The 14,555-nt window shown below is 46.8% G+C and carries 12 protein-coding genes; 8 read left to right on the top strand and 4 right to left on the bottom strand.

Annotated features, from left to right (window positions below; genetic code table 11):
- Positions 1 to 5: 5 nt before the first annotated feature.
- The 7 genes from K9N75_RS15140 to K9N75_RS15110 all read left to right on the top strand — a co-directional run bounded on the left by K9N75_RS15140 (position 6) and on the right by K9N75_RS15110 (position 8,196).
- Positions 6 to 761 carry a phage minor tail protein L gene (locus tag K9N75_RS15140; RefSeq protein WP_224451796.1) on the top strand — a complete coding sequence of 252 codons (756 nt, stop codon included), beginning with the start codon at positions 6 to 8 and terminating at the stop codon, positions 759 to 761.
- 4 nt (positions 762 to 765) lie between these two features.
- The gene (locus K9N75_RS15135; protein WP_224451795.1) at positions 766 to 1,497 is read left to right on the top strand and encodes a C40 family peptidase; all 732 of its coding nucleotides are present in this window, start codon (positions 766 to 768) and stop codon (positions 1,495 to 1,497) included.
- Complete coding sequence (locus tag K9N75_RS15130; RefSeq protein ID WP_224451794.1) at positions 1,497 to 2,117, top strand: tail assembly protein; 621 nt, start codon at positions 1,497 to 1,499, stop codon at positions 2,115 to 2,117. The genes K9N75_RS15135 and K9N75_RS15130 overlap by 1 nt, the downstream gene beginning before the upstream one ends.
- A gap of 55 nt (positions 2,118 to 2,172) precedes the next feature.
- On the top strand, positions 2,173 to 5,349 hold the full coding sequence (locus tag K9N75_RS15125) for a TipJ family phage tail tip protein (protein ID WP_224451793.1): 3,177 nt from the start codon (positions 2,173 to 2,175) through the stop codon (positions 5,347 to 5,349).
- Between the two features lie 44 nt (positions 5,350 to 5,393).
- Positions 5,394 to 6,392: a DUF6453 family protein gene (locus K9N75_RS15120; protein WP_095661880.1), complete on the top strand. Its 999-nt coding sequence runs from the start codon at positions 5,394 to 5,396 to the stop codon at positions 6,390 to 6,392.
- 62 nt (positions 6,393 to 6,454) lie between these two features.
- Positions 6,455 to 7,543 carry a tail fiber domain-containing protein gene (locus K9N75_RS15115; protein WP_224451792.1) on the top strand — a complete coding sequence of 363 codons (1,089 nt, stop codon included), beginning with the start codon at positions 6,455 to 6,457 and terminating at the stop codon, positions 7,541 to 7,543.
- Positions 7,544 to 7,818: 275 nt separating this feature from the next.
- Positions 7,819 to 8,196, top strand: a complete 378-nt coding sequence (locus tag K9N75_RS15110) for a HumD family translesion DNA polymerase (RefSeq protein WP_224451791.1) — start codon at positions 7,819 to 7,821, stop codon at positions 8,194 to 8,196.
- Between the two features lie 452 nt (positions 8,197 to 8,648).
- Here the strand turns inward: K9N75_RS15110 and K9N75_RS15105 are convergent, their stop codons facing one another.
- Genes K9N75_RS15105 through K9N75_RS15095 form a run of 3 tightly spaced genes read right to left on the bottom strand, consistent with a single transcriptional unit; the run spans position 8,649 to position 10,824 of the window.
- Entirely contained in the window at positions 8,649 to 9,314 is a 666-nt protein-coding gene (locus K9N75_RS15105) for a M15 family metallopeptidase (RefSeq protein ID WP_039188169.1), read from the bottom strand.
- Positions 9,311 to 10,441, bottom strand: coding sequence for a succinyl-diaminopimelate desuccinylase (gene dapE / locus K9N75_RS15100; protein WP_039188170.1), 1,131 nt, complete (start codon positions 10,439 to 10,441; stop codon positions 9,311 to 9,313). Before dapE ends, K9N75_RS15105 begins: the two co-directional genes overlap by 4 nt.
- A complete protein-coding gene (locus tag K9N75_RS15095) occupies positions 10,438 to 10,824 on the bottom strand; it encodes an ArsC family reductase (RefSeq protein WP_095661664.1) in 387 nt (128 codons plus the stop codon). The genes dapE and K9N75_RS15095 overlap by 4 nt, the downstream gene beginning before the upstream one ends.
- Positions 10,825 to 11,123: 299 nt before the next feature.
- On the opposite strand from K9N75_RS15095, the gene K9N75_RS22920 reads away from it, so the two are divergent.
- Positions 11,124 to 11,192, top strand: a complete 69-nt coding sequence (locus K9N75_RS22920; protein WP_488175268.1) for a hypothetical protein — start codon at positions 11,124 to 11,126, stop codon at positions 11,190 to 11,192.
- A 205-nt stretch (positions 11,193 to 11,397) separates the two neighbouring features.
- On the opposite strand, the gene acrD is transcribed toward K9N75_RS22920, so the two are convergent.
- Entirely contained in the window at positions 11,398 to 14,544 is a 3,147-nt protein-coding gene (gene acrD / locus K9N75_RS15090) for a multidrug efflux RND transporter permease AcrD (RefSeq protein WP_064573299.1), read from the bottom strand.
- Between the last annotated feature and the right edge of the window lie 11 nt (positions 14,545 to 14,555).

Below are 14,555 nucleotides of genomic sequence, written 5' to 3'. Positions count from 1 at the left end.
TAATCATGGAAATTACTAGCGACGTTCAAAAGCTTGAACCAGGTAACCGCATTCGACTTATTGAAGTTGATGGCGAAGCATTCAACGCAGGGATCCTGCGCTTTCATAATGACACTATTCCCCATACACCGGAGGAAATCGCGGCAGCCGGCGGGGACGAGTCGAAATTAAAAGCGAAGTCGATATGGTGGCAAGGTAAAGAATATGGCGCGTGGCCGTGTGAGCTTTCCGGCCTTTCATATTCAACAGATGGAACAGCGGCAGAGCCTAAATTAACAGTAGCAAACTTAGACGGCACGATCGGCGCTATGTGCATTGCTTATCAAGATATGGTTCAAGCGAAAGTGACCGTTCACGAAACATTCAAACATTATTTAGATGCGCGCAATTTTCCAGAAGGTAATCCCGAAGCCGATCCAGAACAAGAATTTACGCAGGTTTTCTTCATCGATAGCCGAAGCGGTGAAAACGACGAACAAGTCGAATTTACGTTAAGTAGCCCGATCGACTTACAAGGCCTGCGCATTCCTACCCGACAAATTCACTCGCTTTGCCAATGGGCCATGAATAACGAATACCGCACCGGTATTGGCTGCTCATATGCGGGACAAAACGGCATGTTTACCATGGACGATAAACCAACGGACGATCCCAGCCAAGATGCATGCTCAGGTTGTTTATCATCTTGTAAATTACGTTTTGGAGAAATGGCCGAATTAGATTTCGGTGGTTTTCCTGGTAGCTCTTTGATTCGGAGATAGACCAATGCAAGATAAAACGTTAGCGGCCATCATGGCCCACGCCAAACAGGCTTACCCGCTGGAGTGCTGCGGCGTAGTTGCCCAAAAATCCCGCGTAGAACGTTATTTCCCTTGCCGTAATATCCTCCTGCCGAATGAGAACAAAAAAGAAGGGCCAGAATACGGTTTTATTCTGTCGCCGGAGGACTACGCAACGGCGGAAGACTGGGGAACGGTCACTGCTATTGTGCATAGCCACCCTGATGCCACTACTCAGCCCTCTGAGCGCGATAAAAACCTGTGCGATGAAACCAACCTACCTTGGGTTATCGCATCATGGCCGGAAGGGGACGTAAGAACAATTTACCCGCGCGGCGACAGGCCATTAATTGGACGTCAATTTGACCTTGGTCACGCTGATTGCTGGTCACTGATTCGCGACTATTTCCGCATGAATCATGGGATTGAACTGCCCAATTACAGTGTTGAATATCCATGGTGGGAAGACGGGTACGAAGAAAACTTTTATCAAGATTGCTGGTATGAATGCGGCTTTCGTGAGTTTGAAGGCCCTGCGCGCGAAGGCGATATGATCATGATGCAAGTGCAATCCAATAAATGGAGCCACGCTGGGATACTGGTTGAGGATGGAATGTTATTACACCATATGTATGGGCAGCTTAGCCAAAGAGTTCCGTACGGTGGCTATTGGGTCGAACGCACGATGAAAATCGTTAGATATAAGGATTTGATGTGATGAGCGAATTAGATGAAGAATTAAAAACCATTCGGCTCTACGGTGTTTTGGGTAGCACGTTTGGTCGAGTGCATCGGCTTGCGGTCAAAACACCGAAAGAAGCGGTAAAAGCGCTATCAGTCATTATCCCAGGCTTTGAGTCCTTCATGAATTCCTCCGCCCAACGTGGCTTGGAATACGCCATCTTTAAAGGAAAGAAGAATATAGGTGAAGGTGAGCTGTCCGATAATTCAGGAAGCCTAGAAATACGCATAGCTCCAATAATCACAGGGAGTAAGCGCGGAGGTGTATTTCAGACTATTCTTGGTGTGGCTTTAATTGCTGGTGCTATTGCATTAGGGCCCGTGGGCTTTGGTGTGATAGGTGCCACTGCGGCATGGAATACGGCACTAATTGGTGCGTCTATGGCTATCGGTGGTGTCATGCAGATGATAGCACCACAACCAACGGGCCTTTCAATGCGTGAGGGTCCAGATAATAAACCGTCTTACGCCTTCGGCGGGCCAGTGAATACCACGACGCAAGGCAATCCCGTTGGCGTCCTTTATACGCAAGACAATAACCGCGAAATAGGCGGTGCCATCGCTTCGGCAGGCATTTACGCTGAAGATCAGCAATAGCGTTAAAAGAATCAAATAGGCTGCCTACGGGCGGCCTTTTTTTATGCGAGGAATTATGCAATTAATCCAAGGTAACAAAGGCGGAGGCGGTAGTGGTCGCCAGCCTTCAGAATCACCAGATAGCCTACAGTCAGTTGCCCGCGCAAAGATTCTTTTAGCGCTTGCGGAAGGCGAACTGGGCGGTACGTTGGATGGTAAGCATATCTATCTGGATGGAACGCCAATTATAAACGCTGACGGAAGCAATAATTTTCCGGGCGTTACATGGGAATATCGGCCAGGTACGCAGGCGCAGACGTATATCAAAGGGATCCCAAGCGTAGAAAATGAAATCACGGTTAACACCGAATTAAAAAAATCACAGCCGTGGATCCGCGCCATTAACAACACGCAGTTATCTGCTGTTCGTATTCGCCTTGGGTTTCCCGCACTCCAAGAGCAAAAAGATAACGGTGACTTGGTAGGTTATAAAGTTCAATACGAAATCGATTTATCCGTAGATGGCGGGCCCTATGAGACGGTATTAAAAACGGCGGTAGATGGCAAAACTACAACGCTTTACGAGCGTAGTCATCGCATTAACCTACCTAGGGCTAATACCGGATGGCAAGTGCGCATTCGACGCATCACCGCCGACTCTACGAGTGCAAAAATAGCCAGTAAGTCAATGATTGAAGCTATCGCGGAGGTTATTGACGCCAAATTACGCTATCCGAATACAGCATTATTATTTGTTGAATTTGATTCTAGGCTTTTCTCGAACATCCCTAAAATCAGTTGCCGACCAGAAGGAAGGTTAATCCGCGTTCCAACCAGTTATGATCCAAGAACAAGAACCTATGCTGCGAGCTGGGATGGAACTTTTAAATTTGCCGTTAGCAACAATCCTGCGTGGGTTCTTTTTGATTTAATTATTGAAAAGCGATTTGGGCTCGGTCGCCGGCTGGGTATTGCGCAGGTTGATAAATGGGAGCTTTATCGTATCGCTCAATATTGCGATCAGTTGGTACCGGATGGTCGTGGTGGTGATGGAATGGAACCGCGCTATATGTGCGACGTATACATTCAGTCGCAAGCGGATGCCTTTACAGTGCTGCGCGATATAGCTGGGATCTTCCGAGGTATGACTTCATGGATGAACAACCAACTTTCAGTTATTGCGGACATGCCAAGGGATGTGTTCCGCAACTTCACCCACGCCAATATCATTGGAAAGATTAACTACACAGGCGGCAGCCAGCGCAATCGCGTTACCCAGGCATTAATCAGTTGGTCAAACCCTACAACCAACTATCAGGACGAAATTGAGGCTGTTTCTGATATTGAACTAATGCGTCGGTATAGTGTGAATCAAATTGAATTATCAGCGATTGGCTGCACTCGCCAAACCGAAGCTAGGCGTAGGGGGTTATGGGCCATACTAACCAACAGCAAGGATGGTGCCGCTAGCTTCACTACTGGGCTAGAGGGACAGTTACCCATGCCCGGTTATATTATTGGCCTTCCTGACCAGCGTAGAGCAGGGCGTGTCTACAGTGGGAGAATTTCTGCTGTAAATGGCAGAAACATTAAATTAGACCGCAAGCCAGATACCAAGGAAGGGGAACGCCTGCAGGTCAATTTGCCATCTGGATCATTGCAATCTCGCACAATAACTGCCGTAAATGGTGACATTGTCACTGTTTCAACCGCCTATAGTGAAACGCCAGAACCAGAGGCAATTTGGGGTATTGAGGCTGACGACCTAGCTATTCAGTTATATCGAGTTATCAGCATTGAGGATAACAACGATAACACTTTCAATATTTCCTGTGTTGAGCATGACCCTGACAAATACGCCCGCATTGATACTGGTGCGAAAATTGATGATCGCCCGATAACGGTAATTCCACCAGGTGTGCAGGCTCCGCCAGCTAATATTCAAATCACTAGCAATTCAATCGTTAGTCAGGGTATAGCGGTAACTACAATGCATGCAGGGTGGGATGCCGCACCCAATGCGATTGCTTATGTGGCTGAGTGGTGCAAGGACAATGGCAACTGGATAAGCATGCCACGCTCCTCCGTTACTGGCTTTGATGTTACAGGGATTTACGCGGGGCGTTATCGTGTTCGCGTACGGGCTATAAACGCTAGCGAAATATCATCGCCATGGAATACATCACTAGAGATAACTCTAAATGGGAAAGAAGGGAAGCCGCCGTTGCCTGTAGGTTTCAAGGCTGATCCACTATTGTGGGGGATTTTGCTTTCTTGGGGATTTCCAGATGGTGCTGAAGATACGCTAAAAACTGAAATTCAATACTCCACAACCGCTGGCGGCGGTGATGCCATGTTGCTTTCTGATATTCCTTATCCACAGCGAAGCTATACGCAAACTGGATTAAAGGCTGGGCAGGAGTTTTGGTATAGCGCGCGCCTTGTTGATCGTACTGGTAATCAAGGGGATTGGACGGGGTGGATCCGTGGTGCGTCAAACGGTAACGCGGGGGATTATCTGGAGGGCATTGGGGATGAATTTTTAACCTCTGAAGATGGTGAGAAGCTAACCAGTGATATTGATACGAATATTGAAGGGATCATACAAAATGCGCTGGCCAATAACGCCACTGTAGAGCATCAGTGGGCACAATACGGGGAGGTTCGCGCGGATATTCTGGTAGTAAAGACAACGATTGCCGAAGTTGATAGGGCTATGGCCGAGATGAAAACTCAGGTTCAGGCGCAGTTTGAGGATGTGACCTCTGTCCTTGAAGACAAGCTAACGGCAACTGTAGATGCTGATGGTGCAACGGCAATTCATGCTCTTAAAGCTGGCGTTCGCATAAATGGTGTTTTTTATAATGCAGGCATGTCGATAGCCGTGTTGGCACCTACAGGGAAACCAGTTGTTACTCGCATAGGGTTCAATGCCGATCAGTTTGTTTTAATGAGCGGAAGCGGTAATACCCAGTACTCACCGTTTGCAGTTGTTAATGGGCAGGTGTTCATCGATGACGCATTTATTCAAAAGGCTTCTATAGGATCGGCAAAAATTGCTGACTATCTACAATCAGATAACTTTGTTGAGAATAGCGTTGGGTTAAGAATTGGTTTTAGAAATGGTACCTTTGAGAACTACGGTAGTACACCGGGTCAGGGGGCAATGAAACAGACCAACCAAACAATCACATCTAGGGATGAAAATGGTGTGGTTTTGGCGCAATTTGGAAGATTAACGGGCGTTTGGTAATTCCCTGGGTGGCTTAGGCCACCTTTTGTTTTTAAGGTGGAGATATGGCTTACGGTCTAGCGGTGAGAAACCCAAATACGGGGAGGATGTTTAACCTTGCCGACGTTGCAAGCGGCATGTTGACGTTTGTTACAAAGCTTGAATTTAATCTTGCTTATACAACTGCGACCTCTATGACCTTCAATGTGTTGGGGGGCGTGCCAGAATCGGCGCAAATCGTGCTGATATACAACGTATCAACCGCGGCAATCATTGCGCCATCGCCCTATGTCGGCGTGGATTTTGTTAGCGTTACCGGATTTACTCGTAGTGGTAGTAATTTGATTATAAATTTCAATACTAAACTCGATGCTCCTGGTGCGCAGCAGGCACCGCTATCAATTAGCGTATACCAAACAACAACCTTCCCGAAAATAAGTAGTAATTCATATGGGGTAGCATTCTTTGGTGGCACATCACCACAGGCTATCACAGACACAATTAAAATCGGCTATGTTCGTGCCAACGCCGTGCGCTCTATTGCAGCTAATGCGACGATTAACGTATCAGATATAGCCGGATCCGGAGATGCAGTATTTGGCTGGTGGAGTAACCCATCTGCAGTGGTTGAAATGAACCATGCAGATAAAACTATTTCATCAACGGCCGCAACGACTCTTTACCTCACGGCGTTCGGAGAAGTTCCCAATCTAACATTGCCGAAGTATGGACTAGCAATCTGGAATAAGTCGGGGAGATTGGTATATAGCAGTGCACATATTCCATTCTCAAAAGTAACAACGAAAAACATTGGAACGGGTACCGTCGATACTGGCGTAGATAAGCCAATGATACCGCTGGGACGTTGCGGCTATGACGCCATCAATAATGGCCTATGGACTATACCCATTCGAGGTTTCACGATAAATGGTAGGAATGTGGGATCTGGCCGGTCAGCGCGAAATCAATACACCAGTCTGAATACGGGGGGCGCCACGCCAAATATTGCCAATTATCCACTTCCATGCCCAATACTTGACGCCACTCTATACCACAACGTCTAGATCCTAAAAATCCATAAGCCCGCCGAGCGCGGGTTTTTTATTTCATACATTTAGAGGCCATTATGTCAGCCGGAACAATAACATTAACAAATAACTCTGCAGCGGTATTGGGTGCAGGAACGGCGTTTACCACAGATTTAAAGGCAGGGGACTTTATCGTCTCTGTCGTGGGTGGAGTGACCTATACGCTGCCAGTTAAAACCGTAAATAGTGCCACCGGCGTTACGCTGCTCAAAAATTATGACGGGCCAACTCAAGCGGGTGCAGCATGGTCAGCAGTACCGCGCGATACAATGAACGCTATTACTGCGCAACTTGCAGCAGAAACAGCGCAGGCTCTGCGTGGACTGAATTACGATAAACAGAATTGGCAGCAGGTATTTAGTGCGACAGGGAATGTCACCGTAAAACTTCCAGATGGCAGCAGTTTTACTGGCCCCGCATGGGGTGGAATAGTCACACAAATAAACGATATTAAAACCGACCCAAGATGGGATACGGTGAATAATAAAGGAGGCGGGAGAGTTACTACCCCAATAGACGTTGGTGGCTCAGTGCACGTAATTACTAGCTCTAGCAGCTGGGGTGTATATGGGTTTAAGTATCCATCCACACTATTGCAAATGGCCTATTGGTTTTGTGAGAATTTTGGCGATTTGGTCTTTGTAACAACTAATGCAACCAAGCCGGGAACCGAAAAATATTTTTCTATGCGTCAAAACGGGGATTTTAATACGCAAGGAAACATATCATGCGTTTCACTTATTCAGACGTGTGATCGAGATGCAAAAGATAACATTGAACCGATTGAAAACCCGCTTGAAAAATTGGACAAAGTTAACGGTTATACTTACCTATTCAAAGATAGCGGGCTTCCATCTGCTGGGATCATTGCTCAGGAATTTAAAGAAATCCTCCCTGATATCATCAGCACAAAATCGCCTTTAGTCCCCAAATATAACGACGAAGGGGAGGTGGAAGGTGTTGAACCTGATAGTGATTTAAATAACTTAACCTATGGTGTTGAGCCTATGGGGGTGATTGGTTTTCTGGTTGCAGCCTTAAAGGCTGAGAAGTCGGAGAGGGAAAAGCTGGGTATGGCGTTAGCAGATTTGAAGAAAAAGGTAGATCTGCTTTTGCGTAATGAATGAGCCTGCTAGTACTTCATAAGTTTGCGCCGGAGCGTATGCAAGACTCCGGCGCAGAGACAATACCAGTGGATCGCTAATGCGTTTAAGTGATTCAAATGGATATTGTCAGGCGCGGATAATACAGAGATAAAGCAGAGTAACAATAAGGTTTAGTCTTACAAAATATTTAATTCCTACCTAATCAGAATCTTCCCTCTTTCTCCTCCTAAGCCTCTTCACAGCGACCTATACAGTAAATATACTGTATAAAAAAACAGTATATTGTGAGGTGATATATGGGCTTCCCATCTCCGGCAGCGGACTACACAGACAAGCCAATCAGTCTGGACGAGCTATACATTAAAACACCGCATGCAACATACTTTATGAAGTGTCCAGACTATTGTCCTAGCGCTGGTGTGCTGAAAGATGCGCTACTAGTGATCGATAGCTCAAAAAGGGCCGTACACGGAAGCGTTGTTGTTGCTGCGCTATGTGGTGAATTTGTATTGCGTAGATTGTTAACGATGCCGGTGCCTTGTTTGGCGAAACTGGAAAATTATGATGATGTGACGTTCGCAGATGAAGAAACAGGATTTGAAATATTCGGGGTGGTGACGCATGTCGTCAATGACATGTCGATGAGCGAGTTCGATGAGAATCCGTGTATGTGATGAGGGGAGAATTTCAGGTCAAAATGAGCATCTAAGTTATTGATGTATATTGACCTGAAATGTAGTGTTTTGTAGTAAATTGTCGTATATTTTTCAAGCTAAATTGATTTCATGTTATTGATAAATATAGTTATTATTTGTTTTGTGGCGGCTAACCATTGCATAGCTACCACCTTAAATTTTGGACTAATTAAATGGCTGAACTGCAACGTTGCTGCCATTCTAGCCATGCATCATTGATTCGAACCACCTAACATCGGTGAAACGGATTTTAATAACCGTTTTTCTGCATGACACCATTCACTCTGCGTTAAGTATACAACCTCAGAGGTAAAGTTATGCGGGGTTTCCGCAATAAAAATAGTACGGGGTAACACTCAATTATGTATAAATTTCTTGAGCTTAAGACAAAAAACCGCCCATTCAGGCGGTTTAAAACATATAAGTAAGGCTTATTTTATGGCAATAAAGCGGGAAAAAATCTCTGACAGGTGTGGAATAAGCCATTCTGAACCCGCAATGTGTTTATCTTGCCATGCTTTTTTGAGCACCTCTTTCGTTAGCTGATGCTCAGCCAAGGAGGAGAGGGGGCGATAGCTGAGATGCCAAGGCTCTACCGCAACACCTTGCTGCTTATCACCGAATGGGCGGTAAAATCCAAAACGATCCATATTATCTGAAAGCCATTGATTTAATGGATAGAAATATCCCCCTTCCAGATATTCCCATGGCTCAAGCTGAAGTTTTTTCCCATCGGGTAAAAGATCTGGATCATAGATATCGAGATCGGTTCCCCAATGATGGCGACTAGCGCCAGGAAGTGCAGACCAACGTAAAATTGCACAGCATAACTCACCATCCGTCAGCGTTGTGATATCCAGTGGCTGGCTATTTTCATCGAGAACAGCGCGTTCACCATTGAATTTCGCATTCCAAATAGTTTGCTGTCGAGCAAAGTCTCTAAATGTGCTGGCGGGTTGTAAATTAAATCCCGCTTCTTTGGCTGCGCATTGCAATGCCTGAAAAGCCTTAACGGCCTCAGGTTGTAAACGATGGTTCCCACAAAGTACGGCAAGATGCTCGGTGCTTTGTCCGGTCAGCATTTCCGGCGTGATCATGCGACGAGTTGCTCCATTATTCTTTGGTACATACGGCTCAGCATTTGCAGGTCTGCGGCATGAACGCACTCATCCACTTTATGAATCGTGGCATTGACCGGCCCCAGTTCAACGACCTGAGTACCCATCTGTGCGATAAAGCGTCCATCAGAGGTTCCACCGGTGGTCAGTAACTGCGGCGTAATTTCGCCATAATGCTGAATGGCATTGACGACAGCATCGACCAAATGACCGCGTGCGGTTAGGAAAGGCAAGCCTGAGACGTTCCACTCTAAACTATAGGTGAGTTGGTAGCGATCGAGCAGCGCTTTGACCCGCGTCTTAATCGAATCGACGGTCGACTCCGTGCTGAAGCGGAAATTAAACTGTATATATAACTCGCCAGGGATCACGTTATTGCTACCCGTACCCGCGGCAATATTCGCGATCTGCATACTGGTAGGGGGAAAGAATTCATTCCCCTCATCCCAAACTTCATTGACCAACTCATTTATCATAGGAGCGGCTTTATGAATGGGATTATCGGCCAAATGCGGGTAGGCAACATGGCCCTGTACGCCCTGAATATAAAGGTTGGCCGTCATTGAGCCACGGCGGCCATTTTTGACCACATCACCGACTTTCTCGGTGCTAGACGGTTCTCCAACCAAGCAATATTCGACCTTCTCCTGACGCGCAATCAGCTTTTCCACCACTTTTACGGTGCCGTTTACCGCGCTAGCTTCTTCATCTGACGTGATTAAGAAAGCCAGACGCCCCTGATGGTGAGGATTGGCTTCGATGAAGCGTTCAGCCGCAACGACCATGGCTGCTAACGAACCTTTCATATCCGCTGCGCCTCTGCCGTATATCATACCGTCGCGCAGGGTTGGTTCATAAGGTGGATTGGTCCATTTGGATTCATCCCCGCTTGGTACCACGTCGGTATGGCCGGCGAATGCAAGCGTTGGGCCATTACCCCCGCGATAAGCCCAAAAGTTACGGGTGTCACCAAATGTCATATCTTCGATGGTAAAACCAATTGCTTGCAGACGTTCAATCAATAGTTCTTGGCAGCCTGCATCTTCAGGGCTAACAGAACGGCATTTGATTAACTGCTGAGTGAGCTCAAGTACTGGGCAGGTCATCGTATTTTCTCCTCAGCTAAAAAATGTGCATATTGCTCCGGTTTAAATCCCAACAACATGTGGTCATTATGTGCCAATAGTGGGCGTTTGATTATTGCGGGATGTTCCAGCATTAATGCTGCTGCGCTATCGGCATCGGTGATGCTGTTGCGTAAGGATTCATCCAGCTTGCGCCATGTCGTTCCGCGCGTGTTCAGTAACGCTTCCCACCCTAATTGGGCGATAAAAGTGTTTAGCAGAGCCGGCTCTAAACCATCGGCACGATAATCATGAAACTGATAGACCACCTGTTGCTCTTCAAGCCATTTTCGGGCTTTTTTGATGGTGTCGCAGTTCTTGATGCCATAAAGATAAAGAGGTGCTTTTTCTAAATTTGCTGTCATGCGGCAAGAGTACCTGTGTCTAAGCTCACGATCTGGCGAATTCATGGTGCGTAGCGCAGACCCTGACTTGTTGATGTTGTTAAATTATTTAACACATAATGCGGGAAAAAGAGCTCATGATCCAGAGTGTTAGCGCTAAGAGTGTTCCGACTGTGTAAATTGAGGCTGCGCTTTATCTAAATAGTGCTTCCTAATGGTCGTTCTTATAGAAATATCGACTAGGTCAAATATTCACCATTGGTCTGTAAAAGGTTATCATGATCGGGTACTAAATTTTGTAAGCCACCAAAGACGTAAATATGATTGATACAGAACTAAGCAACTGGAAAGCGTTTATTGACGCCATGTTGTCAAACAAGCACCAGTAATCACAAACTGGTCAGAAAGTCCCTCGAGGTAGAGGCTATAAGTTTAAAACCGTTGGTAATTTGTGGATCGTTTTAAACGAATATTCTTGATAATTTGTGACAAGCCAAACACCATGGTTTCACCCAAATAAAAGGCAGCCCGCGGGCTGCCTTTTATTTGTCAGCGTTAAACCACCGCCATCGGGAGAGGGTGATGGTTTAGTGATTATTCTTTGGGCGGGATGATTTCATCTGGTTCTATAGCGGACGCCGTTTTTCCGGGAAAGCGGCGGCGAACCAAAATAAAGAATACTGGCACAAAGAAGATGGCAAGGATGGTCGCGGTAAACATTCCACCTAATACGCCAGTCCCGACCGCATGTTGGCTGCCTGAGCCAGCGCCATGACTTATCGCCATTGGCAATACACCAAAGATGAATGCTAACGACGTCATCAATATAGGGCGTAGACGTAGACGACACGCCTCCAGCGTTGCCTCCAGTAAGTCTTTCCCTGAACGATGTAGTTCATTGGCGAATTCCACAATCAATATGGCATTTTTAGCGGAAAGACCAATGATCGTTAGCAGACCAACTTGGAAATAAACATCGTTTTCCAACCCACGCACCCACGTTGCGCATACGGCACCCAGCACCCCTAATGGTACGACCAACATGACCGAGAATGGAATGGACCAGCTTTCATATAACGCCGCTAAGCACAGGAACACCACAAGTAGCGAAATTGCATAAAGCGCCGGAGCCTGTGCACCAGATAGTCGTTCCTGATAGGACATGCCTGTCCATTCTAAACCGATACCGTTAGGTAGGTGACTGACAAGGCGCTCCATAATATCCATCGCTGTACCGGTACTAATCCCCGTAGCGGCTTCGCCGACGATTTCTAGCGCTGCATTACCGTTGTATCGTTCCAGTCGTGGTGAGCCATAGGTCCACTGGCTGTTGGCGAAAGCAGAGAATGGAACCATCTCGCCATTATTGTTGTTGACGTACCAGCTATAGATATCACTTGGCAGCATGCGGTAAGGGGCCGCGCTTTGAACATAGACCTTTTTGACACGGCCACGATCTAGGAAGTCATTAACGTAAGTTGATCCCCAAGCCGTTTTTAACGTGTTGTTGATGTCATCAATATTAACGCCTAGCGCTTGCGCCTTGCGTTGATCAATGTTGACCTGCAACTGTGGGCTATCGTCTAAACCGTTGTGGCGAACACGGGTGAGCTGAGGTTCTTTTGCCGCCGCGGCCAACAAGGTGTCACGCGCCTTCATGAGTTCAGCATGCCCAAGACCCGCATGATCTTCGAGCTCCATATCAAAACCTGCCGAGTTACCCAATCCTGAGATCGCTGGTGGGCTGCTCGCAAAAACTCTAGCTTCCTTAATTTTATTAAATTCAGCGGTTGCGCGATCGATAATGGCAAATGAAGAGTCATCGGGATTGGAGCGTTCATCCCAATGCTTCAAACGTACGAACATACGTGCAACGTTTTGACCGTTACCGCCCGGGCCAGAGCCAATAATAGAGAATACGGAAACGACGTTTTTTTTCTCACTTTGCAGCAGATAATTTTCGACTTTCTCCACGACTTTCAGTGTTTGCTGTTGCGTTGATCCAACGGGTAACTGGATCTGGGTCATGAAGACGCCACGGTCTTCCAAGGGTAAGAAAGAGGTTGGTAAACGAGTGAACGCGAATGCTAAGCCAACGATAATCAACAGGTATAACAGCATGGTACGTCCGCTGTTGCGTACAATGCGGGCGACCCCGTTTTCATACTGATGAGTACTACGCTCAAACACGCGGTTAAACCAGCCGAAAAAGCCTTTGTGGCCGTGAACCTCACCCTTTTTAATTGGCTTAAGCAAAGTAGCGCAGAGTGCCGGCGTCAAAATTAAGGCGACTAAAACAGAAAAAACCATCGCCGAAACGATAGTCACGGAGAATTGGCGATAAATAGCACCGGTTGTGCCACCAAAGAAAGCCATTGGCACAAATACAGCGGAAAGCACTAAGGCAATCCCGACCAAAGCGCTTTGGATTTGTGCCATCGATTTACGCGTAGCTTCTCGGGGGGATAACCCTTCCTCGGTCATCACGCGTTCGACGTTTTCCACCACCACGATGGCGTCATCCACCAGAAGCCCAATGGCAAGCACCATCGCAAACATCGTTAGGGTATTGATACTGAAGCCAAAGGCATACAGCACTGCATAGGTGCCAAGTAATACGACCGGTACCGCAATCGTGGGGATTAAGGTTGCTCGGAAGTTTTGTAGGAATAAATACATCACCAGGAACACGAGGAAAATGGCTTCGAACAGCGTTTTCACAACATCCTTGATGGATTCCTGTACAAATGGCGTTGTTTCATAGGCATATTCGACTTTTAAGCCGTGTGGAAAATATTGCTCTAGCTCAGTGAGCTTGGCTTTAACCAGTTTATCGGTAGCGAGTTCATTGGCACCAGAAGCCAGTTTGATACTCATACCCGACGCTGGCATTCCGTTGTATCGACTCAGATAATCGTAATTTTCTGCCCCTAGTTCAACAGTAGCAACATCCCCTAGGGTGACATAAGAACCATCGGTATTGACTCTGAGGGTGATATCTCGAAATTGTTCTGGTGTTTGCAGTTGTGATTGGGCATTCATGGTGGCATTCAATGCCTGACCATTGACGGATGGTGTTCCACCGACTTGCCCAACGGCAATCTGATTGTTTTGGGTTTTAATCGCAGTAACAACGTCTTGGGTTGTCAGTTTATAGTTATTAAGCTTGTTGGGGTCGAGCCAGATACGCATGGCATACTGGGAACCAAAGGCGTCCACGCTACCCACGCCGTCGATACGGCTGATAGGATCTTGTAAATTACTGGCGACATAGTCAGCAATATCTTGCCGAGTCATACTGTGATCGGTTGAGACAAAGGCAACGGTCATTAGGCTGCTATCGCCAGACTTTGAAACCGTCACACCTTGTTGCTGCACATCTTGTGGCAGCTTACGCGTCGCGCCTTGCAACTGGTTTTGCACCTGCTGCATCGCTTCATTAGGATTTATTCCAGCCTGAAAGGTCAGGGTGATTGAGGCGCTGCCGGTGCTGCTACTCTGAGATGACATATATAACAAGCCATCTAGGCCGGTCATATTTTGTTCGATAATCTGTGTTACCGTATTTTCCAGTGTTTGAGCAGAAGCCCCCGGATAGGATGCACTGATGCGTACCGTTGGAGGGGCGAGGTTTGGATACTGCTCAACAGGCAGAGTGTTTATCGCTAACAGACCAGTGAGGCTGATAATAATGGCAATAACCCAAGCAAAAATGGGGCGATCAATAAAAAAATTAGCCACGGGTAAATACC

Source organism: Hafnia paralvei, assembly GCF_020150375.1.
Lineage (GTDB): Bacteria > Pseudomonadota > Gammaproteobacteria > Enterobacterales > Enterobacteriaceae > Hafnia > Hafnia paralvei.
Note: the sequence above shows the minus strand (reverse complement) of the source record. Positions and strands in the feature narration are given on the sequence as shown.